The 23,833-nt window shown below is 72.3% G+C and carries 21 protein-coding genes and 1 pseudogene; 16 read left to right on the top strand and 6 right to left on the bottom strand.

All coding sequences use genetic code 11. The features are described 5' to 3' along the window. Nucleotides 1-23 precede the first annotated feature (23 nt). On the bottom strand, nucleotides 24-1,211 hold the full coding sequence (locus tag DCW30_RS35870; protein WP_076682782.1) for an acyl-CoA dehydrogenase family protein: 1,188 nt from the start codon (nucleotides 1,209-1,211) through the stop codon (nucleotides 24-26). Between the two features lie 134 nt (nucleotides 1,212-1,345). Continuing rightward, on the bottom strand, nucleotides 1,346-1,690 hold the full coding sequence (locus DCW30_RS35865) for a four-helix bundle copper-binding protein (protein ID WP_076682783.1): 345 nt from the start codon (nucleotides 1,688-1,690) through the stop codon (nucleotides 1,346-1,348). Between the two features lie 368 nt (nucleotides 1,691-2,058). On the opposite strand from DCW30_RS35865, the gene DCW30_RS35860 reads away from it, so the two are divergent. Next, nucleotides 2,059-2,508: a VOC family protein gene (locus DCW30_RS35860; RefSeq protein WP_062772810.1), complete on the top strand. Its 450-nt coding sequence runs from the start codon at nucleotides 2,059-2,061 to the stop codon at nucleotides 2,506-2,508. Between the two features lie 74 nt (nucleotides 2,509-2,582). Here DCW30_RS35860 and DCW30_RS35855 read toward each other — a convergent pair whose 3' ends face one another. Then, nucleotides 2,583-4,061, bottom strand: coding sequence for a PepSY-associated TM helix domain-containing protein (locus tag DCW30_RS35855; protein WP_076682784.1), 1,479 nt, complete (start codon nucleotides 4,059-4,061; stop codon nucleotides 2,583-2,585). 253 nt (nucleotides 4,062-4,314) lie between these two features. After that, nucleotides 4,315-5,463, bottom strand: a complete 1,149-nt coding sequence (pstS, locus tag DCW30_RS35850; RefSeq protein ID WP_237283312.1) for a phosphate ABC transporter substrate-binding protein PstS — start codon at nucleotides 5,461-5,463, stop codon at nucleotides 4,315-4,317. Nucleotides 5,464-5,638: 175 nt separating this feature from the next. On the opposite strand from pstS, the gene argG reads away from it, so the two are divergent. Next, a complete protein-coding gene (gene argG / locus DCW30_RS35845) occupies nucleotides 5,639-7,087 on the top strand; it encodes an argininosuccinate synthase (RefSeq protein ID WP_076682785.1) in 1,449 nt (482 codons plus the stop codon). 175 nt (nucleotides 7,088-7,262) lie between these two features. Beyond that, nucleotides 7,263-8,351, top strand: a complete 1,089-nt coding sequence (locus DCW30_RS35840; protein WP_129299920.1) for a GlxA family transcriptional regulator — start codon at nucleotides 7,263-7,265, stop codon at nucleotides 8,349-8,351. Here DCW30_RS35840 and DCW30_RS36970 read toward each other — a convergent pair. Next, nucleotides 8,271-8,690 (bottom strand): annotated as a pseudogene (locus tag DCW30_RS36970) (glycoside hydrolase domain-containing protein); the annotation flags it as partial. The gene DCW30_RS35840 and the pseudogene DCW30_RS36970 sit on opposite strands and share 81 nt — an antisense overlap. Before the next feature lie 317 nt (nucleotides 8,691-9,007). Between DCW30_RS36970 and DCW30_RS36965 the strand changes: the two are divergent. From DCW30_RS36965 to DCW30_RS35775, 13 genes are all read left to right on the top strand, one after another. Further along, the gene (locus DCW30_RS36965) at nucleotides 9,008-9,391 is read left to right on the top strand and encodes a peptidase inhibitor family I36 protein (RefSeq protein WP_062770023.1); all 384 of its coding nucleotides are present in this window, start codon (nucleotides 9,008-9,010) and stop codon (nucleotides 9,389-9,391) included. Nucleotides 9,392-9,685: 294 nt separating this feature from the next. After that, the gene (locus tag DCW30_RS35830; RefSeq protein WP_076688155.1) at nucleotides 9,686-10,399 is read left to right on the top strand and encodes an AAA family ATPase; all 714 of its coding nucleotides are present in this window, start codon (nucleotides 9,686-9,688) and stop codon (nucleotides 10,397-10,399) included. A gap of 494 nt (nucleotides 10,400-10,893) precedes the next feature. Next, nucleotides 10,894-11,847, top strand: a complete 954-nt coding sequence (locus DCW30_RS35825) for a D-alanyl-D-alanine carboxypeptidase family protein (protein ID WP_076689838.1) — start codon at nucleotides 10,894-10,896, stop codon at nucleotides 11,845-11,847. A 149-nt stretch (nucleotides 11,848-11,996) separates the two neighbouring features. Next, nucleotides 11,997-12,956, top strand: a complete 960-nt coding sequence (locus tag DCW30_RS35820; protein ID WP_076689835.1) for an endonuclease/exonuclease/phosphatase family protein — start codon at nucleotides 11,997-11,999, stop codon at nucleotides 12,954-12,956. A gap of 37 nt (nucleotides 12,957-12,993) precedes the next feature. After that, the gene (gene cseB, locus DCW30_RS35815) at nucleotides 12,994-13,680 is read left to right on the top strand and encodes a two-component system response regulator CseB (protein ID WP_062770029.1); all 687 of its coding nucleotides are present in this window, start codon (nucleotides 12,994-12,996) and stop codon (nucleotides 13,678-13,680) included. A gap of 55 nt (nucleotides 13,681-13,735) precedes the next feature. Further along, entirely contained in the window at nucleotides 13,736-15,022 is a 1,287-nt protein-coding gene (locus DCW30_RS35810; protein WP_076688154.1) for a sensor histidine kinase, read from the top strand. Nucleotides 15,023-15,207: 185 nt separating this feature from the next. Continuing rightward, complete coding sequence (locus DCW30_RS35805) at nucleotides 15,208-16,173, top strand: metallophosphoesterase family protein (RefSeq protein WP_076688153.1); 966 nt, start codon at nucleotides 15,208-15,210, stop codon at nucleotides 16,171-16,173. Between the two features lie 20 nt (nucleotides 16,174-16,193). Then, nucleotides 16,194-17,492, top strand: coding sequence for an MFS transporter (locus tag DCW30_RS35800; protein WP_076688152.1), 1,299 nt, complete (start codon nucleotides 16,194-16,196; stop codon nucleotides 17,490-17,492). Beyond that, entirely contained in the window at nucleotides 17,489-18,502 is a 1,014-nt protein-coding gene (locus DCW30_RS35795; RefSeq protein ID WP_076688151.1) for a TolB-like translocation protein, read from the top strand. Before DCW30_RS35800 ends, DCW30_RS35795 begins: the two co-directional genes overlap by 4 nt. A gap of 209 nt (nucleotides 18,503-18,711) precedes the next feature. After that, nucleotides 18,712-19,227, top strand: coding sequence for a lytic polysaccharide monooxygenase auxiliary activity family 9 protein (locus tag DCW30_RS35790; protein ID WP_062770044.1), 516 nt, complete (start codon nucleotides 18,712-18,714; stop codon nucleotides 19,225-19,227). A 267-nt stretch (nucleotides 19,228-19,494) separates the two neighbouring features. Beyond that, a complete protein-coding gene (locus tag DCW30_RS35785; protein WP_076688150.1) occupies nucleotides 19,495-20,268 on the top strand; it encodes a calcium-binding protein in 774 nt (257 codons plus the stop codon). A gap of 143 nt (nucleotides 20,269-20,411) precedes the next feature. After that, nucleotides 20,412-21,365, top strand: coding sequence for a YihY/virulence factor BrkB family protein (locus tag DCW30_RS35780; protein WP_076688149.1), 954 nt, complete (start codon nucleotides 20,412-20,414; stop codon nucleotides 21,363-21,365). A 546-nt stretch (nucleotides 21,366-21,911) separates the two neighbouring features. Then, nucleotides 21,912-23,018, top strand: coding sequence for a serine hydrolase domain-containing protein (locus DCW30_RS35775; RefSeq protein WP_232627078.1), 1,107 nt, complete (start codon nucleotides 21,912-21,914; stop codon nucleotides 23,016-23,018). Nucleotides 23,019-23,192: 174 nt separating this feature from the next. Here the strand turns inward: DCW30_RS35775 and DCW30_RS35770 are convergent, their stop codons facing one another. Further along, nucleotides 23,193-23,756, bottom strand: a complete 564-nt coding sequence (locus DCW30_RS35770; RefSeq protein WP_076688148.1) for a GNAT family N-acetyltransferase — start codon at nucleotides 23,754-23,756, stop codon at nucleotides 23,193-23,195. Between the last annotated feature and the right edge of the window lie 77 nt (nucleotides 23,757-23,833).

Raw genomic sequence — 23,833 nt, 5'->3', positions numbered from 1 at the left:
GTGACGGGTGTCCGGCGCCCGGGTCATCGCCGTACGCGCGGCATCCCCAGGCCGATCCAGGAGATGATCTCCCGCTGGATCTCGTTGTTGCCGCCGCCGAAGGTGAAGATGACCGCCGAGCGGTAGCCGCGTTCGAGATCGCCGCGCAGGACCGTGCCCGCCGAGCCCTCCTTGAGGGCGCCCGCCGCGCCGATGACCTCCATGAGCCAGGCGTACGCGTCGCGGCGCGCCTCGGAGCCGTAGACCTTGACGGCGGAGGCGTCCTGCGGGGTGAGGGTGCCCTCCTGGACGGCGTTGACCATCCGCCAGTTGAGGAGCTTCATCGCGTCGAGCCTGGTGTGGGTCATGGCCAGGCGCCGGCGGACCCAGCCGAGGTCGATGACCCGGCGGCCGTCGGCGAGCTTGGTGTCCATGGCCCAGCGCTGTACGTCGTGGAGGGCGCGGATGGCCATCGTGCCGTGGGCGGCGAGGGTGACGCGCTCGTGGTTGAGCTGGTTGGTGATGAGGCGCCAGCCCTTGTTCTCCTCGCCGACGCGGTGGGTGACGGGGACGCGGACGTTCTCGTAGTAGCCGGCCGTGGTGTCGTGCGAGGCGAGGGTGTTGATGAGGGTGCAGGAGTAGCCCGGGGCGGTCGTCGGGACCAGGAGCATGGTGATGCCCTTGTGGAGCGGGACGCCCTCCTCGGGCGCCGCCGTGCGCACGGCGAGCCAGACCCAGTCGGCGGTGTCGCCGTTGGTCGTCCAGATCTTCTGCCCGTTGACGACGTACTCGTCGCCGTCCCTCACCGCCTTCGTCCGCAGCGCCGCGAGGTCCGTGCCGGCGGCGGGCTCGCTGTAGCCGATGGCGAAGTCGAGTTCGCCGGAGAGGATCCTCGGCAGGAAGTAGCTCTTCTGCTCCTCGGTCCCGAACCGCATGAGCGTGGGGCCCACGGTGTTGAGTGCCATCAGCGGCAGCGGCACGCCCGCCTGTGCGGCCTCGTCGAAGAAGATGAACTGCTCCATGGGCGTGAGCCCGCGGCCGCCGTACTCCTCGGGCCACCCGACCCCCAGCCAGCCGTCCGCGCCCAGGCGGCGGATGGTCTCCCGGTAGAACCGCTTCCGGGCGGCGGGTTCGGCATGGCGGACGTGCACGTCGTCCGGCACGAGGCCGGCGAAGTACGCGCGCAGTTCGGTGCGCAACCGCTGCTGCTCCGGCGTGTATTCGAGGTGCACGGCCCCTCCAGGCTCTGGCTGGCTCACTCGCTCCCGGACCTGACGGCGCACACAGTAGAACGCGTTGCAGAAATAGGGAATGGCGGTGCGGGAGCGAGTGCCGCGGGGCCCGTCGCCTCGGCCCGGCGCCTTCACTAGGCCGTCGCGGGTCCCGTCAGCGCCTTCGTGAGGTCGTCGCAGGCCCGTTCGCAGCGGCGGCAGGCCTTCGCGCAGCCGGCCGACGCGGGGCACGTGGCGCAGAGGGCCGCGCACTGGCGGCGGACGGCGCGGCACCACTCGACCTGCACGCGTACGCGCTGCTCGTCCTCCTCGCCGTACGCGCCCCGCCCGGCGAGGACGCGGAAGGTCGCGTCGCAGACGTCGGCGCAGGCGGCGGTGAGACGGAGCGCATGGCTCGGCCCGTCGGCCGGGCGGCGCCGGGCGCAGACCCGGACGCACTCGTCACAGACCCGTGCGCAGGCGAAACGCGCTTCCAGCACCTGACGGGCTCCGGCCGGTCCCCCTGCTGCGGCTCCTCCGTCGGGACGGGCGCGGGTCGCACCGCCCGGGGGCCGGACGGCAAGGGTGTCGTGGCGGTCACGGGACCTCGCCCTTCGGCCGGGCACGGGTTTCCGCCCTGGTGAGGCTCAAACCTGGCGGAGGAGCGGCACGGGGACCTGCCGGAGGAGGGGCACGGCGTGCCGGGCGCGAAGGAGCCCCGCCGCGACGGGGGAGACACGGCGGGGCCCACCCATCGATTGCCCGCTCTGACGGGCCTCACACACCCGAGCCGCACTCGTTTTCGACGGGACCGCGACGGCCTGTACATCCCGGGCCCGTTGTCAGTGCCGCGCGCTACGGTCCGCACATGGCTTATATGATCGACCTGACCCTCGACTGCGCCGACGCCCAACTCCTCGGCGCCTTCTGGAAAACGGCCCTCGGCTATGTCGACGAGCCGCCGCCCGCGCCGTTCACCACCCGCGAGGAGTGGTTCGCGAGCTTCGGCCCGCCCGCGGACGAATCCGTGGACGACGGGGCCTGGCTCTGCGACCCCGAGGGGCGCGGTCCCCGCCTGTCGCTGCTCAAGGTGCCCGAGCCGAAGACCGCGAAGAACCGCCTTCACATCGACGTCCGCGTGCCGGGGCACGGCTCGGCGGGCGAGCGCTGGGCCAGGGTCAAGGCGGAGTCCGAGCGGCTCGTCGCGGCGGGCGGCGGCGTGCTCGCCGAGATCACCGGTCACCACATAGTGATGGCCGACCCGGAGGGCAACGAGTTCTGCGTCGCCGCGGGGCCGGCCCCGACCGCATCGTCCTAGCCCCGTCGGCGGGTCGGTGGGGTTCCAGGTCCTCGGCGGATCGGAGGGGTCACGTCGTCGGCGGATCGGAGGGTTCAGGCGTATGTGCGCCTCCCCCGCCGGTAGGCGAGCTCGCCCAGCGCGATGTCCACCGCGAGGAACGCCGCGAGCGGGATGCCGAGCAGCGGGACGAAGTAGCCGACGACGGCGACCGCCGCGAGCAGCGGGACGAGGACGTGGGCCGGGACGTTCTGCCACGCCCCGCGCGCCACGGGCCGGCCGAAGGCGGAGCCCCGGCCGCGCTGCCACCACATGCGGTAGCCCCAGACGATCAGGAGGATCAGGCAGAGGGCGAGCGCGATGAGGGCGAACTGGTTGACGAGGCCGAACAGCGAACCGGAGTGCGCGTCGATGCCCCAGCGCGTCAGCTTGGCGAGCACCGGGTAGTCGTCGAACCGCAGGACGTCGGTGACCTCGCCGTTCGCGGGGTCCACGGCGATGGAGTCCTGCTTCTCCGGCCAGCTTCGCTGGATCTGCCGGACCACGTACGCGGACGAGGCGTCGGCGGGCGGCACGATCTCCACGGGGTTGGAGAGCCCCTGGCCGCGGGCGGCCTTCAGGACGGCGTCGAGCCCGACGTCCGCGCGGGCCGCCCCCTCGCCGTCCGCGGCCCCGGAGCCGCCGCTCCCGCCGTGGCCGGAGTGCTCACCCGCGGGCTCCGCCGCCGGCTCCGCGCCGGGCGTGACGGTCGACGACACCGCGGGCGTGGTCTGGCCGATGGCCTCGCGGAGGTCGCTGACGCTCTGGCCCGCGTACGCCGACCAGGTCAGCCCCGTGGCCGACAGGAAGACCAGGCCGAGGGCCGCCCAGACGCCGACCGAGCCGTGCAGCGCCAGGGTGCGGCGGCGGCCCGTCGTGCCGCGCGCCTTCCGCTGCGACCTGCGGCGTCCCAGCCAGAGCACGAGGCCGCCGCCCGCGATCACCCACAGCCAGCTCGCCGCGAGTTCGCTGTAGAGGCGGCCGGCCTCCCCGAGGTGCAGATCGCGGTGGAGCTCGTCGATCCAGGTGCGCAGCGGGAGGGCCCCCGTCGAGCCGTACTGCTCCAGGTCGCCGCGCACCTCGGCCGTGTACGGGTCCACGAAGACGGCGAGGGTGTGGTCGGGGTCGACGCCCGGCACGCCGGACAGCAGGACGCGCGTGGTGGCCCCCTCCTCCGGCGAGGGCCTGACCGCGCTGATCGAGCCCTCGGGGTGTGCGGCGCGGGCGGCGGCCATCTGCCGCGTCAGGGGCAGTTCGCCCTTCCCCGGCGGCACCGGGACGCGCAGCTCGTCGGCGTACACGATCTTCTCGGCCTGGTACGAACACGCGTAGAGCAGGCCCGTCGTGGCGGCGACGAGCAGGAACGGCGCGATCAGCAGCCCGGCGTAGAAATGGAGCCGCAGCACGAGCGGCCGCAAGGTCGCCCAGCCGGACCGCTTGGGCGCGCCCTCGGCCCGCGTCTCGCGCGACGCCTCCGCGGGCTCGCCGGGTGGTCGCCCCTCGCCTTCGGCGACGACGGTGGATTCGGCGGGCATAGGGCGCTCCCTGGATAGACGGGCCATGGCCCGGCTGGGCCCGAGCCGATCCAGGAGTCGGGCCGGGGCATGGCCGAGTTCCCCCGCCCCGGCGTGACCTGCGCCACTGGCGGGTGGGCACACTGCCGCCACGCCCTTGCCACCACCACGCAAGAGGCTCAGCCGTCCGCCCCTGCCGCCGCCACGCCACGGGCTCAGCCGTCCGCCGTGGCCACCCGCGGCCCGAAGCCCGTCGGCGCACCCCGCAGCCGGATCAGGACAGCCCGCTCACGACCTCCCGCACCCGCTCCGCCAAGGACTCCGGCAGCGGCGCGTAGTGCAGCCGGGACAGCCGCTTCTGGCCCGCCTCGCTCGACGTGTGGGCCAGGAAGGACTTCAGGGCGGGCAGCGTCGCCTTCTGATTGCCCTTGTCGCACACGATCTCGTACGTGATCTGGACGATCGGATACGCGCCGGGCGCCGAGGAGTCGTGGCGGAACTTCAGCGTCAGGTCTTTGCCGTTCCCGGCGACCCGGGCCGCCGCGATCCCCGCCGACGCCGTCCTCGGTGTCGGCGCGACCGGCGCGGGCGCGCCCGTGTCGATGCTGACGGTCTTGATGTGGCGGGCCCGCGCGAAGGACAGCTCGAAGTAGCCGATCGCGCCGAAGCCGGACGTCACTTCGGAGGCGACACCGCTCGAACCGCTCGCCGACGCGCCGCCCTTGCCCTGCCAGGCCTTGCCCGGCGGGTGCCGCCAGACGTCGGGGGCGGCGCCCGCGAGATAGGCCTGGAAGTTCTGCGTGGTGCCCGAGTCGTCGGACCGGTGCACCGGGCGGACGGGGAGGGAGGGCAGCTCGACGCCGGGGTTGAGCCGCCGGATCTCCGGGTCGTCCCAGGCCGTGATCCGCCGGTCGAAGATCTTGGCGAGGGTCGTGGCGTCGAGCACCAGGTCCCGCACGCCCGGCAGGTCGTAGCCGATCGCGATGGGACCGCCCACCATGGGCAGGTCGATGGCGCGCCCGCCTTCGCAGACCCGCTTCGACAGCTCGACCTCGTCGGCGCGCAGGGGGCTGTCGGAGCCGCCGAACGCGGTCGCGCCGCGCAGGAACTGCGCTCCCCCGGCTCCCGATCCGAGCGGGTTGTAGGCGATCCGCACCCCGGGGCAGGCCGCTTCGTACTCCTTGATCCAGTGCTTCATGGCGTTCTGCTGGGCGCTCGAACCCGTCCCGGGGACCTTGCCCGACTTAGCGCAGTCGATGTCGGCGGCTTGGGACCCGACGGACGAAGCGCTTCCGTCGCCGTCCTCCGCCCCCTCCCCCAGGAGCCCGCAGCCCGCCAGGGCCAGCGACAGCACGACCGCCGCCGAGCCCGCCCCGAGTGTCCTGCCGCTGTGCTGTGTACGTCGTGGCCGTGGGCGCAGCAACGTCGTCCTTTCGAGAGGCCGGCCGGCACACCGCCGCCCGGTCACCGCTGTCGGGCCTCGCATCCTCGCCCACCCACGGCGACGGAAGATGACACCTGGGCGAACACAGGGCGACGCGTCGCCGTACGGAAGCACGGGGTTTGCATGACCATGCATCCTGATGCATACTCTTCCTATGTCCAAGGTCCTCACCTCCCTGCCCACCGGCGAGCGCGTCGGCATTGCCTTCTCCGGCGGTCTCGACACCTCGGTCGCCGTCGCCTGGATGCGCGACAAGGGCGCCGTGCCGTGCACGTACACCGCCGACATCGGCCAGTACGACGAGCCCGACATCGCCTCCGTGCCCGGCCGCGCCTCCGCGTACGGCGCCGAGATCACCCGTCTCGTCGACTGCCGTGCCGCGCTGGTCGAGGAAGGCCTCGCGGCGCTGGCCTGCGGCGCCTTCCACATCAGGTCGGGTGGCCGCCCCTACTTCAACACCACGCCGCTCGGCCGCGCCGTCACCGGCACGCTCCTGGTGCGGGCGATGCTGGAGGACGGGGTGCAGATCTGGGGCGACGGCTCCACGTTCAAGGGCAACGACATCGAGCGGTTCTACCGCTACGGCCTGCTCGCCAACCCGCACCTGCGGATCTACAAGCCCTGGCTGGACGCGGACTTCGTCACGGAGCTCGGCGGCCGCAAGGAGATGTCGGAGTGGCTGCTCGCCCACGAGCTGCCCTACCGGGACTCGACGGAGAAGGCGTACTCCACGGACGCCAACATCTGGGGCGCCACGCACGAGGCCAAGACCCTGGAGCACCTCGACACGGGCATCGAGACCGTCGACCCGATCATGGGCGTGCGGTTCTGGGACCCCTCCGTGGAGATCCCCACGGAGGACGTGACGGTCGGCTTCGAGCAGGGCCGCCCCGTGACGATCAACGGCAAGGAGTTCGCCACCCCCGTCGACCTCGTCATGGAGGCCAACGCGGTCGGCGGGCGGCACGGCCTCGGCATGTCCGACCAGATCGAGAACCGCATCATCGAGGCCAAGAGCCGCGGCATCTACGAGGCGCCCGGCATGGCCCTGCTGCACATCGCCTACGAACGCCTGGTCAACGCGATCCACAACGAGGACACCCTCGCCGCGTACCACAACGAGGGCCGGCGGCTCGGCCGGCTCATGTACGAGGGCCGCTGGCTGGACCCGCAGGCGCTGATGATCCGGGAGTCGCTGCAGCGCTGGGTCGGCGCCGCGGTCACCGGTGAGGTGACGCTGCGGCTGCGGCGCGGCGAGGACTACACGATCCTCGACACCACGGGCCCCGCCTTCAGCTACCACCCGGACAAGCTCTCCATGGAGCGGACCGAGGACTCGGCCTTCGGCCCGGTGGACCGCATCGGCCAGCTCACGATGCGCAACCTCGACATCGCGGACTCCCGTGCGCGCCTCGAGCAGTACGCGGGCATGGGCCTGGTCGGAACCGGCCACCCGGCGCCGATCGGCGCCGCGCAGGCGGCGTCGACCGGTCTGATCGGCGCCATGGACGCGGGCGGCGCGCAGGCGATCGCCTCGCGCGGCGAGGTGACGGACGAGGAGTCGGCGCTCGACCGCGCGGCGATGGAGTCCGGCACCGACTGACCCCGGCCCATCGGCCGTGCGCACTGAGGCCAGCGGGCCCCGGCGGTACTCCCCCCACCGCCGGGGCCCGCTTCCGCATGCCCCGGCGTCCGGCCCAGCGCCTCTCCGCGCTCATGTCCGGATGTGACAGGGAATCGTCATTGCGGTCGCCCCCGGCGGCCGTGAGGATGGCCGCATGCCCACCACACACCGCGTCGTCATCGCGGTCTTCCCCGACGTCGACCTGCTCGACGTCACAGGCCCCGCCGAGGTCTTCGCGCTGGCCGACCGGGAGACCGGGGGCCGCCCCGGCTACGAGGTCCTGCTCGCGGGGCCGGAGGCCGGTGCGGTGCGCACGTCGGCGGGCGTGCGGCTGCTCACGGACCTGGCGTTCGCCGACACCGGCCGGGTGGACACCCTGCTGGTGCCCGGCGCGGTCGACATGACCGGCCAGGGGCCCGTCGCCCGCATCGACGCCGAGGTCGTGGCGTGGCTGGCGGCGACCGCGCCGCAGGCCCGGCGGGTGGCCTCGGTGTGCGTGGGCGCCCACCTGCTCGCGGCGGCCGGGCTCCTGGACGGCCACACGGCGACGACGCACTGGTCGACCGCTGCCCAGCTGGCGGCCGACCACCCGGCCGTCACGGTCGACCCGGACCCGATCTTCGTACGGACGGACCGCGGACGGCTGTGGACCGGGGCCGGGATCAGCGCCTGCCTGGACCTGGCGCTCGCCCTGGTGGCCGAGGACCAGGGCGAGGAGGTCGCCCTCGCGGTGGCCCGGCAGCTCGTCATGTACCTCAAGCGGCAGGGCGGCCAGAGCCAGTTCTCCGTGCCGCTCAGCCGCCCGGCGTCGGCCCGCAGGGACATCGACGAGCTCCGGGCGTACATCGCCGACCACCTCACGGACGACCTGTCCGCGGCGGCGCTCGCGGCCCGGATGTGTCTCAGCGAGCGGCACTTCGCACGGGTCTTCAAAGCGGACACGGAGCGCGTCTACCGCAAGGTGCTGGACGCGGGAGGCGCGCTGACGGTCGAGCGTTACCCGGATGCGGCCCACTCGCTGGTCAAACGGTCCTTGGAGCAGTCGGACCTGAAACTCACCCTCATGGCGCTCTTCTCTCCCCGTTCGCTCTTCGCGGACGGGTTCCTGGAGAGCCAGCGCCGGTTCCTCGGGGAACGGCCCACCCGCCAAGGGCCCGTCGCGCTACGGACAACGCCCGCGACCGGGACAGGCGGCGCAACGCTGCTGGCTGTTCCCTTCGCCGGCGCCAAGGCCAGGACGTGACACGCCGAGCTCGTGGGCGCCCTCGATGGGGACCAAGGGAATGGTGGTGATGTCGTAGACCGGGTCGTTGTCGAAGGCCCGTTCCGCGGGCAGCGGATACCCCGGGTTTCCGGAGAATCCGGTGGACATGCCACTGACGAAACCCGCCGGAGTGAAACCGGCCGCGTGGACGTGGCCGCATACGTCGCGCGGACCGTGCACGCCCACCTGGTATGCGGGGCCGTGCTCGGCCATGGTGTCCCCGACGGCGCGGAAGTGCGGCGGCATGCGCTCCGTCACCTGGTGGCCGAGGGCCTCGAAATCGACGGCGAAGCAGATGCGGGTTCCCGGCTCGTAGCCGTAGTGGGGGGCGTTCGACGGCGTGCAGTGCGTCCGCGATGCCGGTTACGCGACTGAAGCAGCTCGCCTCGCCCCCTTGGTCTGGAAGATCGGAAACGACGAAAGCCCCTGTGCGGCGGGAAGACACCCGAACGAGCGCGGCATCAGCAGACCCGCCACCCGGCACACACCCCCGCGCACGCCTCGCCGCTCGGCTCACTCCCACACGCCGGACCCACACGAGTGATCTTCAGCTACGGAAGCCACGGAGGGTGGCGCCACTCGAGGAAATTCAAGAAGGCTCGTACCGACCTCCCCGTGCCTTCACCAGGAGCATCATGCGCACTCGAATCCTCTCACTCGCGTTCTTCCTCGCGGCGATCTCGGCCGCCCTGCCCGCGACGGCGTCTGCGCGGCCGGCCCTGGCCGGGTTCGAACGATGCCCCGCCGGCAGCTACTGCCTGTTCGAAGACGCGGACGGCAACGGGCACATGGTCGCCTTCCGTGGCGGGAGCCCGGACTTGCGCCGGCAGAACATGGACAACAAGGCCTCGTCCTTCGCCAACAACAGCGGCGTGATGTGGTGCGTCTTCGACGACTACCGCTACGGCCAGGCGCACATCTCACACGGAGCGCTGCCCCGCTTGCGCGGGAACTTCGGTGAGATCAACGATCTCGCCAGCTCCACGCGGGCAGGCAACCTGCAGACCGGCTGCCGCTGAGGGCGTCAGGCCTCGCGCAGGGCGCGGCGCAGATTCCGGCGCGGATCAGCACCGGTGCGCGGGGCGGGCGGGCAGGGAGTGGGCGGCGTCCGGCTCCGGCTCCTTGAGACGCACGGCCACCTCCGTGCCCCGGTCGTCGGGCGCGGGAGATACCCGCGTCTCGATCCGGTCGCCGTACTCCAGCCTCGGCCCTGGACATCGGCGTGATCACCCGGGGCGGCCTCCGGAAGCCAGTCGTCGGCGGCTTCGGCTTCGGCTTCGGCTTCGGCTTCGGCTTCGGGAGACACTGGCCGCGTGATAATCGAACGCGCGTATGCCCATCTCTCCTCCCCCGAGGAGGAAGCCTGGCCGTGGGCGGTGCCTTGTGTCCGGCAGTTCCTCGACGAAGGGCTGCGCTTCACCGCGCCCGTGACCTTTCTGGTCGGTGAGAACGGCTCGGGGAAGTCGACCCTGGTCGAGGCGCTGGCCGAGGGGTTCGGTCTGGACCCCTACGGCGGCTCCCACGACTGGCGCTACGCCTCCCCGCGCGGAAAGTCGGTCCTCGGCGAGCGGATGAGATTCGACGCCGCTCCGGGGCGCGGACGCCGTATGGCGACCAGTTGGTCGGCCCGCAAGGGCTTCTTCCTGCGGGCCGAGACCGCACTCGACGCCCTGGGCAGGGAGGGGTTCGCACCGGACCACGTCAGCCACGGAGAGGGCTTCCTCGCGGCGTTCCGCGGCAAGTTCCTGCACGCCGGGCTCTACGTCCTGGACGAGCCGGAGGCGGCGCTCTCCTTCTCGTCGTGCCTCGAACTGATCGGGCACATCCACCGGTTGGCCAAGGAGGGCGGCCAGGTCATCTGCGCCACGCACTCCCCGCTGCTGACCGCCCTGCCGGGCGCGGACATCGTCGAGGTCGGTGAGCACGGCATGCGCAGGGCGACCTGGCGGGATCTCGGCGTCGTGGACCACTGGCGCCGCTATCTCGACGACCCCCACGCCTATCTGCGGCACATCGTCGAGCCGTAGGGGGACGACCGCCACCGAGCCGGCCTTGCAGAGAGACCCGGCTGCCCCTGGGCCACGGCCGCCCGGGACGATTGCCGACGGGCACGGCCCCGGTCCGCCCCCGCGACGCGTCGCGACAGGGCGCGGTGAGTGTGGGACGCGGTGACGCGGGGATGTGTGCCGTCATCCGGGGTTCCGCTCCCCGCTGCCACCTTGGCCTCAGCCGGCGAGGGCGGCGGCGCGTGAGGTGTGGCCGGGGCCGCGCGCTGAGCGTGTGGCAGTCGCCTCGGCGCGCTGATACACGGACGATACATTCCTGAGCGCTTCTGGCCGGGTCATCACAACAGCGCTGACGTCCCTGCGGCCGACTCTTCTTCCCAGTGCACGGCGAACCCCGCACGTGCCCCGATGGGAGAGGCGTTGTCGTGCTGGTGCAAGACCCGTCCACAACCGGACCCGACCCCTGCCGCCGCCGTGGAGAACAGCTCCGTGCGCGACGCGCCCACAAGGTGACCGTGGCCGCTGTCGCACTGCTGCTGCCGCTGCTGCTCACGACCAAGGGCTGCCTCAATGCGCCGGCGGGTGACGACCGCCGGGCCGGCGCCGCAACCGTACTCGCGGACCTGGGGCCCGGGTCGCAGCGATCCGGTCAGCGGCTGCCCTGGCCGTCCGAGGGGCAGAGCAGTCTCGTCGTGGAGGGCACGGGGCACGTGGGCACCACCGGAGGGCAGCGGCCCGTCCCGATCGCCAGCCTGACCAAGGTCATGACCGCCACCGTCCTCCTGCGGAGCCACCCGATCGGGGCCGGTGAGGCCGGGCCGAGTGTCACGGTGGACCGGCGGGCGGAGGCCGAGGCCGGCTCGTCGGACGAATCCACCGCACCGGTGCGGGAGGGCCAGAGGCTGCCCCTGCGACGGATGCTGGAACTGATGCTGCTGCCGTCGGCGAACAACGTGGCGCGCCTGCTCGCTCGCTGGGACGCCGGAAGCCAGCAGGCGTTCGTGCGCAAGATGAACCGCGTGGCGAAGACGCTCGGCATGACACGCACCACCTACACCGGGGCCAGCGGTTTCGAACCCACCACGACCAGCACCGCCGACGACCAGATGAAGCTGGCCCGGCATGCGATGCGCCACCCGGTGCTGCGGGCGGTGGTCGCCACCCGGCACACCAGGGTGCCCGGCGTGCCGGGCACGGTGCGCAACACCAACCGGCTGCTGGAGCAGCCGGGTGTGGTGGGGCTGAAGACCGGGTCGAGCACACCGGCGGGCGGCAATCTGATGTGGGCCGCTCACGTCGGCCCCGCCAAGACCTCCCCCCTCGCCATCGGCGTCGTCCTCGGCCAGCGCGCCGGAACGTCGCCCGCCCAGGGCCTTGACGCGGCGTTCTCACACAGCGAGGCCCTGCTCGACGCCTTGCGGGAGCGGTTGCCCGCAGCTCTGGCCGGTGGGGGGCGGGCCCGGTCATGACGCTGCCGTACAGGCCGCGCACGGCGCAGGCCACCGTCGATGCCCCTGCGGACCGCGAGAACGCTCCCCGAGGACAGGAATCCGTTCACGGCACCGCACCCACCGAAGACACCACGCCCACTCACGAGACGGCGTCCACCGAAGACACCATGCCCACCGAAGACACCGCGTCCGCTCCGGTGCCGCACCGCTCCTGGGCACGGCGCCGCGGTGGGCTGATCGCGGCGGCCGCGGTGCTCACCGGCTGCTCGCTCCTCGTCATTCCCCAGTTGCCCACCGGCCCCCGGAACGCGGGCAGCCTGTTGCAGACCTTCCTGCCGTGGCTCGGGCTGGCCGTGCCCCTCCTGCTCCTGATGGCCGCCGTCCGGCGCTCCTGGCCCGCGGCCGCGGCCGTCCTCGTACCCGCCGTGGTGTGGGCCTCACTGTTCGGGACGTCGATGACCGACAAACGCGGAACCGGCGGCGACCTCAGCGTGCTCAGCCACAACGTCAGCGAATCCAACCGGTCCCCCGGGCAGACCGCCCGGCAGCTCATCTCCTCCGGCGCCGATCTGATCGCCCTCCAGGAGATGTCCCCCGAGGCGGTCCCCCGCTACCAGCGGGCCCTGGCGAAGACCCACCCCTACCATGTGGTGCGCGGCGGCGTCGGGCTGTGGAGCTCGCTGCCCCTGCACGGCGGCCGGACCGTACCGGTCATGCCGTGGCCGCGTGCCCTGCGCGCCACGGTCGACACGCCCAAGGGTCCGCTGGCCGTCTATGTCGCTCACCTCGCCTCCGTACGCGTCGCTCCCGACGGGTTCGCCGCCCGGCGCCGTAACGAGGCCATCGGCCGGCTCGCCGCGGCCGTGCGCTCCGAGCGCGCCTCCCGGGTGGTGGTGGCCGGTGACATGAACGGCTCCACCCGAGACACGGCGCTGCGTCCGCTGACGGAGCAGTTGCACTCGGCGCAGGAGGAGGCGGGTGCGGGACTCGGTCTGACCTGGCCGGCGGAATTCCCGCTGGTGCGCATCGATCAGATACTGGTCAGGGGCGTCACCCCGGTCTCGTCGTGGACACTGCCTCGTACCATGAGCGACCACCTGCCCGCCGCGGCCTCCTTGCGCCTGTGAGAAGTGCCGTGGGCGTGGAAGAGCGAACAGGAGAGCCGTGAGCGTGCACATCCTCCTCGTCGAGGACGACGCGACGATCCGCCGGTCCCTCACCCTGGTCCTGGAGCGGTACGGCTACCGGACCTCGGCCGCGGGCGACGGGCTGACCGGTCTGGAGATGTTCCGGGCCGGCACACACGATCTGCTGATGGTGGATGTGATGCTGCCGCACCTCGACGGCATCGGGCTGTGCCGCAGGATCCGCGAGAGCAGCCAGGTCCCCCTTCTGATCCTCTCCGCCCGCGGGGAGGCGACCGACGTCGTCGCGGGTCTTGAGGCGGGAGCCGACGACTATGTCGTCAAACCCGTCGACACCGCCGAGCTGCTGGCCCGCATCCGTACCCTGCTGCGTCGCGCCAGCTACCCGGCCACCGCCGCCAGTAAGGCCCCCGACGAGCAGGGCAGGCTGGTCTTCCGCGACCTGAGCGTCGACCTCCGCGGGCTGGAGGTCCGCAAGGGCGGTGAACCTGTCGCGCTCACCCCCACCGAGCTGCGTCTGCTGCTGGAGTTCGTCGCGGCGCCCGGCGTCGTCCTGCAGCGCCAGAGCCTGCTGCGCACCGTGTGGGACTACGGCTGGGAAGGCGACACCCGGGTCGTCGATCTGGCCGTGCAGCGGCTGCGCAGGAAGATCGGGGCCGAACACATCGACACCGTGCGGGGATTCGGCTACCGCTTCCGGCGCTGAACCGCCCTTGCCCGCGTTCACCCCACCCACCGGCCCGAGACGGACACCGCCACCCATGACCGTGCCCCACTCCCCCTCCCGCCTGCGGCGTCTGACCGATCCGCGCTCCCTGCGCTGGCAGGTCGCCGCCGGTGTCACCGTCGCCGCCTTCCTGATGGCCCTGGGCATCGGCGTCCTGGTCCACCGCACCACCGAGAGCCGCTCCCTCGCGCTCGCCCGCGCCGACGCCCTCCACCAGCTCGACGAAGAGGAGGACGCGCAGGCGGAGCGCGACCGACAGCCGGACGGCGCCGACAGCGAATCGGGCCTCGTGGTGGGCGACAAGGTGCCCGACGAGGTCCATCGGCGGCTCGGCGGCGCCGCGGGGCCGGTCACCTGGTACGAGGTGAGGGGCACCGCCGATCAGGCCGCCATGTGGGCGGGCACCAGGATCGACGGCACGGTGGTCGCCGTCCGCCACGACATGATCAGCGACCTGTTGAACCGTCGGGCCCTCGACCGGCACATGCGCTATGCGGCGCTCGCCACGCTCGCCGTCGTCGTGCCGCTCTCCGCCCTCGCGGCCGAGCTGGTGCTCCGGCGGCTGCGCCGGATCGCCGGCACCGCCCACCGCATCCGCGAGGGCGACCTCGACGCCCGCACCCGTACCCGGCGCCGCGACGAGATCGGCCAGATCTCCTCCGCCGTGGACCACATGGCCGACGTCCTCCAGGAACGCCTGCACAGCGAGCAGCGCTTCACCGCCGACGTCGCCCACGAGCTGCGCACGCCGGTCGCGGGTCTGGTCACGGCCGCCTCCCTGCTGCCCGAGAGCGAGGCCACCGATCTCGTACGGGACCGTGTCCGCGTCCTGCACGGACTGGTGGACGACCTGCTGGAGGTCTCCCGTCTCGACGCCGGCACGGAACGCGCGGACATCCAGCCGCTGCCGCTGGCCGACCTCGTGCGGGAGTGCGTGGCCCGCACTGGCGGCGACGTACGGCTCACGGTCGTCGGCCGGCCCGTGGTGCGGACCGACCCCCGCCGACTGGACCGCATCCTGACCAATCTGCTCCTCAACGCACAGCGGCACGGCGAGCCCCCCGTCGAGGTCGAGGTCCGCGGCGCCACCCTCGCCGTACGTGATCACGGCCCCGGTTTCCCGCCGGACCTGCTCGCCCATGGACCGCAGCGCTTCCGCACCGCGACACCGGAGCGGGGCCGCGGCCACGGCCTCGGGCTGACCATCGCCCAGGCCCAGGCCGAGGTCCTCGGCGCCCGCCTGACCCTCACGAACACCGCCCCCCGCGGCGCACGGGCCGTTCTCGAGCTGCCGGCGTCCTCGGCGAACCCCGGTCCCTGAGCGGATGCCGACCGGTCGCCACCCGAATGCCCCACGCGTCTCACACACCTCACACGCCTCACGGAAGCCCTGACAGGAAACTTTCCTAACAAATGTTCATCCCACGTTATTGACGCGCACATGCAACATCGCCAGGATTCCGGGACGACGGTTCGGCACCCCCCACGCCTCCAGAGGAGACGGACATGCCGCTCATCCCTCGCGCCACAAATTCCCGCAAGAACTCCCGCAGCCGCAAGGCCCGCCTCGGCGTCCCCATCGCCGCCGGCGCCTCGCTCGCCCTCGTCGGCGGCGTCCTGCTGTGGTCCCCCGCCAAGGAGGCCGACGCCTCCCCCGCCGCCGCGGCCCGCGCCGGGTTCACGGCGGTCGCCGCGGGTGACATCGCCGAGCAGTGCACGGCGAGCAGCAGCAGCTGCAAGCACCCCAAGACCGCCGCGCTGGTCAAGCAGATCAACCCGTCCTTCGTGATGACCATGGGCGACAACCAGTACGACGACGCTCGCCTGAAGGACTTCCAGAAGTACTACGACAAGACCTGGGGCGCCTTCAAGAGCAAGACCAGGCCCGTCCCCGGCAACCACGAGAGCTACGACCCGGCGGGCGCGTTCAAGGGCTACAAGTCCTACTTCGGGTCCGTCGCCTACCCCGACGGGGAGAGCTACTACAGCTTCGACCAGGGGAACTGGCACTTCATCGCCCTCGACTCCAACAAATTCGACGACGACGAGCAGATCGACTGGCTCAAGGACAACCTCGCCGCCAACACCAAGAAGTGCGTGGCGGCCTACTGGCACCATCCGCTCTTCTCCTCCGGCGAGCACGGCAACGACCCGGTCGGCCGCCCGGTCTGGAAGCTGCTCCAGGCCCACAAGGCCGAGCTGGTGCTCAACGGACACGACCACCACTACGAGCGGTTCGCCCCGCAGAACGCGGACGGCAAGGCCGACGCCGACGGCATCGTCGAGGTGCTCGGCGGCATGGGTGGCGCCAACCCGTACGACATCGAGGAGGTCCAGCCCAACAGCCAGAAGCGGCTCACCGACACCTTCGGTGTCGTGAAGCTGAACTTCACCGACACCGGTTTCTCCTGGAACCTCGTCGGCACGGACGGCTCCACGAAGGACACCAGCCCGTCCTACAGCTGCCGCTGAGCCGGACGAACGCGAACGCCATGTATCTGGCCACCACCGACGCGGTCGCCAAGGCCTCGGAGCAGGAACAGTCCGGGGCCCGGCGCGGCCGCGTCGCGGGACCCGTCCTCGCGCTCGGCGCGGTCAGCCTGGTCACGGACATCTCCTCCGAGATGGTCACCGCCGTCCTGCCGCTCTACTTCGTCCTCCAACTCGGTCTCTCGCCCCTCCAGTTCGGCTTCCTCGACGGGCTCTACAACGGAGTCACGGCCCTGGTGCGGCTGGCCGGCGGATACGCCGCCGACCGCGGCGGCCGGCACAAACTCGTCGCGGGCGGCGGCTACGCCCTCTCGGCGCTCTCCCGCCTCGGGCTGCTCCTCGCGGGCGGCGCCACCGCGGGGATCGGCGCGGCGCTCGCCGCCGACCGCATCGGCAAGGGCGTGCGCACCGCGCCGCGCGACGCCCTCATCTCCCTGAGCAGCCCGCCCGACGTGCTGGGCCGCGCCTTCGGTGTGCACCGGGCGATGGACACGACGGGCGCGCTGCTCGGGCCGCTCGCCGCGTTCGCGCTGCTGTGGGCGACGGCGGACGCGTACGACGCCGTGTTCGTCGTCAGTTTCTGCTTCGGGCTGCTCGGGGTGCTGATGCTGGCCGCGTTCGTGCCGGGGCACTTGTCGCAACCCGCACCGCGACCACCACGGCCACCGGGCGTCGCCACCGAACGACACGCGCCGGCCGCCCCGCGCCCCCGCGCCCTCGGCCTGCTCCGCGTCCCCGCCTTCCGGCGCGTCCTCCTCGCGGCGGCGCTGCTCGGCGCCGCCACCATCGGCGACGCGTTCCTCTACCTCCTGCTCCAGCGGCGGCTGGACTTCGCCATCTCGTGGTTCCCGTTGCTGCCGCTGGGCGCCGCCGCGGTCTACCTGCTGCTCGCCGTCCCGGCCGGGCGGCTCGCCGACCGCGTCGGGCGCCGCATGCCGTTCCTCGCCGGGCACATCGCGCTGCTCGGTGGTTACGTCCTCCTGCTCGCGCCCACCGACGGCTGGCCGCTCCTCGTCGGCGTACTGCTGCTGCTCGGGGTCTTCTACGCGGCCACCGACGGCGTGCTGATGGCGCTGGTCGCCCCCGTGGTCGCGCGGGAGCGCCGGGCGAGCGGGATGGCCGTCCTCCAGACCGGACAGGCCCTCGCCCGGCTCGTCGCCGCGGCCGGGTTCGGTGCGGCGTGGACGCTGTGGGGCGTCGAGACCGCCCTGACCTGCGCGGTCGTCGCGCTGACGGTGGCGGTCGCCGGGGCGGCGGCGCTGCTCCCGCAATCGGACACATCTTCCGGAGGCCCCCCGTGAAGCAGCAGACCCCTTCCCCGCTCCCGTCCCTCCGCTCGCGCGTCGTCGCCGTGGCCGCGGCGGCCGCGGTCCTCGCGGGCGTCGCCGTCACGTACACGCTGCAGGCTGCGGAGCGTGCCGAATCGGCCGACGCGACCCCGGAGTTCGGCCTGGACCGGGGCACGCTCTACTTCCGCAGCACGACGGAGTCGGCGGGCCGGGTCGCACGTGTCCCGGCCGCCGGCGGGGGCGGCGGGGCCCGCACCACCGGCGGCCCCTCCTGCGAGCGCTTCTACGCCGCCGCGGGCACGGGGCTCTGCCTGCAGCGCAGGTCAGGCATCCCGCCCAAGTCGTACGCGGTCGTCCTGGACGACCGGCTCCGCGAGAAGCGCCGGATCGCCCTGACCGGCATCCCCAACCGGGCGCGCGTCTCGACGTCGGGGCGGATGCTGTCCTGGACGATGTTCGCGACGGGCGACTCGTACGCGGGCTCGTCGTTCTCCACCCGCACGTCGATCCTGGACACCCGTACGGGTTACCTCATCAAGAACATGGAGGAGATCCCCCTCACCCTCGGCGGCCGCCGCTACCACTCCCCCGACGTCAACTACTGGGGTGTGACCTTCGCGAAGGACGACAACACCTTCTACGCGACGGTGTCCACGAAGGGCAAGACGCACCTGGTGCGCGGCGACATGGCGAAGTGGTCGGCGACCGCCCTGCGTGCGAACGTCGAGTGCCCGTCGCTCTCCCCCGACAACACGCGCGTCGCCTTCAAGAAGCGGGTGCGCGAGGGGACGCGGGACCCGTGGCGGCTGTACGTCCTCGACCTGCGCACGATGCGCGAACACCCGCTCGCCGAACGGCGCAGCGTCGACGACCAGGCGGCCTGGCTGGACGACGACACGCTCGCGTACGCCCTCCCGGGAACGGATGGTCGCAAACAGGACATCTGGACGGCCCGGGCGGACGGCTCAGGAAGCCCCGCTCTGCGCATACGCGGCGGAAGTTCACCGGCAGCGGTGCGGTGAGCCGCTCAGCAGCCGCGACCATCGGATACGCCCACGGCGACGACCTCCCACACGCCTGAGTGGGACCAGGCACTAGTTTGGTCTAGACCAAGAGGGGTACAGTTCACCTCGTCGCCATGACCAGCCCCACAACCATGGCGATTCGCTTGACATGCTCATGTTCGCCTGTCTTCGCGTGGGCGGACACGTACCCCCACAGAGGAGTCGTCATGAAGAGCAAGAAGACACTGGCCGCGGTCATCGGCGCGGGGATCGCCCCGCTGCTGGCCGTGAGCCTCCCGGCCGGCAGCGCGAGCGCGCACGGATACATCTCCTCGCCGCCCAGCCGGCAGGCGCAGTGTGCCGCCGGCGTGGTCCCCTGCGGTTCCATCAAGTACGAGCCGCAGAGCGTCGAGGGCCCCAAGGGTCTGAAGAGCTGCAGCGGAGGCAACGCCGCCTTCGCCGAGCTCGACAACGACAGCAAGGGCTGGAAAGTGACCCCGGTCAGCCGGACCACCAGCTTCAACTGGCGGCTGACGGCCCGGCACGCCACCTCCACCTGGCAGTACTACGTGGGTGGCCGGAAGATCGCGGAGTTCAACGACGGGGGCGCCCGGCCGGGCGAGACCGTCACGCACCAGGTCAACTTCGGCAGCCTGACCGGCAAGCAGAAGGTGCTGGCCGTGTGGAACATCGCCGACACCAGCAACGCGTTCTACGCCTGCGTCGATGTGAACGTGAGCTGACGGAACACCACCGCCCGGCCCTGCCGGGTCGCGTCGGCCCGCGCGGCCGACCGGTGTCCCGGTGTCCGGAGCGGCGGGCGTGCCCGCTGCTCCGGACACCGGGCGCCTCATCCGAGCCGTCCAGCGGCCGGGAGCCCGCGGCCTGTCTCGTCGTGGCCGCCGACGTAAGGAGCCCGTCCCGCCCGCCCGGAGGACGGCACGGCACCGTGACGCGGCGGCTCTCCGCCTCCGGCCGGCCCACCGGTCGCCATATCGAGATGAGATCCCATGAATCGACACGCAGCCACCACCCGCGCTGCCGCCGTGGCTCTGCTCGCCACCGGACTCGCCGTCGTCCCGGTGTCCGCCGCCCCGGCCGCCACCGGCGCGCAGGCCCGCGTCGGCGCCGACTGGGCGGCCCAGTCCATCGTCTTCACCGCCGCGGCAGGACAGGCCAACGACCTCCACGTGATCCCCATGGAGGTCGGCTCGGGCGTCCGGCAGATCGGCTTCCGGGACGCCGTCCCGATCACACCCGGGGACCACTGCGCGTACCTCGACCCGGGGGACCACACCTTCGTCGTCTGCGAGCTGCCCACCGGCCGCACCGCCCGGGACCGGATCGATGTCTTCCTCGGCGACCGCGACGACACGATCGTCACCAGCGACCCCGCGGTCGACACCGTACGGGGCGGCGCCGGTGACGACGAACTGCACGCCCATACCGCGCGCACGGTGCGGGGCGACGCGGGGAACGACATGGTCATGGGGCTCTCGGTCCTGGACGGTGGTGACGGGATGGACCACCTGATGGGTGACGACGGCGACCAGCGGCTGCGGGGCGGCCGGGGCGAGGACATGATCGAGGCGTACGGCGGCGCGGACCTCGTGTCCGCCGGACCGGACGACGACCACGTCCTGGGCGGTGACGGCCGCGACGTCCTCCTCGGCGGCGCCGGCGACGACACCCTGAACGGCGAGGGCGGTGACGACCTGGTCGACGGCGGACCCGGCCGGGACACCCTGGAGGGCGGCCCGGGACGCGACATCGTCCTCCGGTAGCCCCGGGAGGGGCCGCGTGACACCTCGTCATCCCCGGGAAGGCGGATTGCGTCGGCGGTGCCGGGGCACCGGGGCACACGTACGCCCGCGTTTTCGGCCGGTGTACGACCGGGTGCACGACGGGACGATTCGGGGGGCAAGGCATGGGTACGGCGACGGCGGTCCCCGAGACGCGGGACATGGAGGGCGAGGAACTCTCGGGCGACGAGGCCTTCTTGGCACTGCGCCACTACGGCGGCTGGCGGCTGCTGCGCGACGCGTTCGTCCGGTTCCGCTACGCCGACGGCTTCAGCCACTCCCGGGCACTGGCGCTGCAGACGGTCCTCGCGGTCGTGCCCCTCGCGATCGTGTTCGTCGGCCTGTCGAGCGTGCTGCACAGCCAGGACATCGGCAGGTTCGCGGAGGTGGTCATCCACCGTATGGCACAGGGGCCGAGCGCCGACGTCGTCGAAGAGGCGCTGGCCCGTAGCCGCCGCACCGCGGACGGTGGCACGCAGGTCGCTCTCTGGTTCGGGCTCGTGTTCTCCCTGGCCAACGTCACGACGGCGATGTGTCAGATCGAGCGCGGAGCCAATCGGATCTACGGTAACGAGCGGGACCGGCCCTTCCACCGGAAGTACCTGCGCGGCCTGGCCATGGCCGTCGTCGCGGGCCTGCCCCTGGGCCTTGGTTTCGTGGTGATGGTGGCCGGCGCCGATCTGGCGGCCGCGGCGGTGACGGTCTTCGGTGTCGGGCACCAGGTGAACGCCGTGTTCGGCGTGGTGCGCTGGCCGTTGGGCTTCGTGCTGGCACTCGTCTCGGCGAGCGTCATCTTCCGGCGCTCGCCGCGGCGGCGCCAGCCCGGCTATACGTGGCTGGCTTTCGGCGCGGCCGTGTACCTCCTGCTGTGGACGGGGCTGACCGGCCTCTTGAGCCTCTACCTCTCGGTCAGCGGCTCTTTCGACACGGTCTACGGTCCGCTCAGCGCCTTCATGTCCTTGCTGCTGTGGGCCTATCTCACCTCGCTCGCGCTGTTCCTCGGACTGGCCTTCGCGGCACAACTGGAAGCGGCCCGCGCCCTGCGGCCCGGCCCCGTCAAGCCCGACCCGGGGGTGTGACACCGGCTCGGCCGCCCGCGCGTCCCTTCGTCGCAGCTTGTCTGAATCTCGCCGTTACGACATGGCGTGCCCATGACTACCTTGCCCCTGGATCAGATGCGGCGTGTGCGCACAGGGGAGAGTTCTGGCGGCGTGTGCGGCTGTTCCGCAGCGCCTTCCTCCCTTGCTCACAACGGCGCACCTCCGGCAGGCGTCCGGCGCCCCTCCGCCAAGTGAAGTTCCGGCCGCCTCGGAGCAGTCCGCGCACCCCGGCCAAGAACGGCACCCGTGACAGGAACCGATCTGGCGCGTTGGCACTCATGCTCCATGAGGGCCGGGAACAGCACGCAGTGAACGCCCCTTCCCCGCCCGCCCGCACGCGGCACCGCCGCGTGTGCCGACATTCCGCTGAGTCGAGAACGAGGAACCCACGTGTCCCCGCTGACCCGTAGACGCCTGGCCACGAGCGCCACCCTGATCGCCGCCCTCGCCGGCGTCCTCACCCCCGCCACCGCCGCCTCCGCGGCACCGGCGGCCCCCACCGCCCCGACCGTCCCCGCCCCCGACATGGACGGCGTGAGCGCGGCCCTGAAGGCCGCCATGGCCAACGGCGCTCCGGGCGCGATGGCCCGCTTCACCGGTCCCGACGGGGTTCGCACCCGCACCGCCGGCGTCCGCGACCGGGTCTCCGGCGAGGCCATGGACACCCGCGCCCGCTTCCGTATCGGCAGTGTCAGCAAGACCTTCTCCAGCGTCGTGCTGCTCCAGCTGGCCGACCAGGGGAAGGTGGAACTCGACGCGCCGGTCAACCGGTACCTGCCCGGGCTGCTGCCCGACGACCGCATCACGGTCCGGCACCTCCTCACCCACCGCAGCGGCCTGGCCGACTACTCCGACGCCATGTTCGCCAAGACCGTGCCCGGCTTCGAAGCGGTGCGCAACCGCGTCTTCACCTACCAGGAGCTGGTCGACCTGTCCCTGGCCGAGCCCCGCACCACGGAGCCCGGCGCGAACTACAGGTACTCCAACGCCAACTTCGTCGTCGTCGGCATGCTGATCGAGAAGATCACCGGAACCTCGGCCGCCGAACAGTACGAGCAGCGCATCATCAAGCCGCTGAAGCTGCGCAACACCTCGTACGTGCACCCGCGGACCGAGATCAAGGGGCTGCACGTACGCGGTTACCTGCACCCCGACGAAGCGGGGGCGCCGCTGGTCGACTCCACCGAGCAGACCGGTTCCTGGGCCCAGACCGCAGGCGCGGTCATCTCCAACCCCGCCGACCTCAACACCTTCACGACCGCGCTCATGCGGGGCAGACTGCTCTCGCCCCACATGCTGGACGCCATGACCACGGTCACCCCGACGGACACCACCCAGACCCGCTTCTACGGACTGGGGCTGCGCCGCTACGACCTCTCGTGCGGCACCCAGGTCTACGGGCACACCGGCACCGTGCAGGGCTTCTACACCTACGCCTTCGCCACCCGCGACGGCCGCCGCTCACTCTCCGCCATGGCCAACGCCTCGAACCGCGGCGCGGTCAACACCGCGCTCGGCGGCACGCTGGAGGCGGCCTTCTGCGGTAAGAAGGCCCCCGCCGCCAAGTCGGCCAAGGCCCCGCGCACCTTCTCCGCCCAGCCGGCCGAAGCCGACCTGCGCGAAAACCGCTGAGGCCGGCCGCGCGCCGAGGGCCTGACGCTCCAGGGCCCGACGACCGCGCGGCAGCCCGAGGCGACCGGCCGGTCCCGTTCACGTGGACGGGACCGGCCGGCCCCCCGGCGTACGTGCGCCGAGTGCCGGGCCGCCCTTCTTCCTCACCGAGGGGTCCTCACGACGCCGTCGCCGTCACGCGCGCGGTCCGTCACCCTCACGGGCGAGGCCGTCCGCGCCGGCCGCCCGGCTCGGGGCCGGGCTCTGGATGACCATCATCTTCGTGACGGCGCCGTCGTCGCCGACGACGTCCTTGACGTGGCGGAAACCCAGGCGGCGGCAGAGGGCGAGGCTCGCGGTGTTCTCCGCGCCGACCATGCCGTACGCCTCGCTGAGGCCGAGCGTGTCGGCGCCGTACCGGAGCAGGCCGTGTACGGCCTCGCCGCCCAGGCCCTTCCCCCAGTACGCGGGGGCGAGCGCGGTGATGAGTTCATGGCCGTCGACGTTGCCGGTGGGCTTCACCTCGGCGTGGCCCGCGTAGGCGCCGTCCGTCCACAGGCCCCACACGTCGAACCGGTGCCGGGGGTAGACGTCGGTGAGGATCGCGCGGAACACCTCGCGCAGTTGAGGCTCGGGCACGAGGTCCTGGCCCATCCAGCGGCACACCTCCGCGTCCCGCAGCAGGGCGACGAAGTGGTCCTCGTGTTCGGGTCGGTAGGGCAGGAAGTCCAGGCGTTCGGTGCGCAGGACGGGGGTCATGTCGGGCTCCTCGGGAGTGGTGCCGTCCGATGGGGGGCCGAGGGCGGTGGGGCGCCGGAAACGGTGACGTGCCGGGG

It is taken from the genome of Streptomyces alfalfae, from assembly GCF_004127445.1.
GTDB classification, from domain to species: Bacteria; Actinomycetota; Actinomycetes; order Streptomycetales; family Streptomycetaceae; genus Streptomyces; species Streptomyces alfalfae.
This window is presented reverse-complemented; position numbering and strand designations above follow the sequence as displayed.

Coding starts and splice junctions, on each gene's coding strand:
- DCW30_RS35860 (WP_062772810.1), top strand. CDS start 2,059: ATGGCTTATATGATCGACCTGACCCTCGACTGCGCCGACGCCCAACTC.
- DCW30_RS35855 (WP_076682784.1), bottom strand. CDS start 4,061: ATGCCCGCCGAATCCACCGTCGTCGCCGAAGGCGAGGGGCGACCACCC.
- argG (WP_076682785.1), top strand. CDS start 5,639: ATGTCCAAGGTCCTCACCTCCCTGCCCACCGGCGAGCGCGTCGGCATT.
- DCW30_RS35840 (WP_129299920.1), top strand. CDS start 7,263: ATGCCCACCACACACCGCGTCGTCATCGCGGTCTTCCCCGACGTCGAC.
- DCW30_RS36965 (WP_062770023.1), top strand. CDS start 9,008: ATGCGCACTCGAATCCTCTCACTCGCGTTCTTCCTCGCGGCGATCTCG.
- DCW30_RS35820 (WP_076689835.1), top strand. CDS start 11,997: ATGCCCACCGAAGACACCGCGTCCGCTCCGGTGCCGCACCGCTCCTGG.
- DCW30_RS35810 (WP_076688154.1), top strand. CDS start 13,736: ATGACCGTGCCCCACTCCCCCTCCCGCCTGCGGCGTCTGACCGATCCG.
- DCW30_RS35805 (WP_076688153.1), top strand. CDS start 15,208: ATGCCGCTCATCCCTCGCGCCACAAATTCCCGCAAGAACTCCCGCAGC.
- DCW30_RS35800 (WP_076688152.1), top strand. CDS start 16,194: ATGTATCTGGCCACCACCGACGCGGTCGCCAAGGCCTCGGAGCAGGAA.
- DCW30_RS35790 (WP_062770044.1), top strand. CDS start 18,712: ATGAAGAGCAAGAAGACACTGGCCGCGGTCATCGGCGCGGGGATCGCC.
- DCW30_RS35785 (WP_076688150.1), top strand. CDS start 19,495: ATGAATCGACACGCAGCCACCACCCGCGCTGCCGCCGTGGCTCTGCTC.
- DCW30_RS35780 (WP_076688149.1), top strand. CDS start 20,412: ATGGGTACGGCGACGGCGGTCCCCGAGACGCGGGACATGGAGGGCGAG.
- DCW30_RS35775 (WP_232627078.1), top strand. CDS start 21,912: ATGGACGGCGTGAGCGCGGCCCTGAAGGCCGCCATGGCCAACGGCGCT.
- DCW30_RS35770 (WP_076688148.1), bottom strand. CDS start 23,756: ATGACCCCCGTCCTGCGCACCGAACGCCTGGACTTCCTGCCCTACCGA.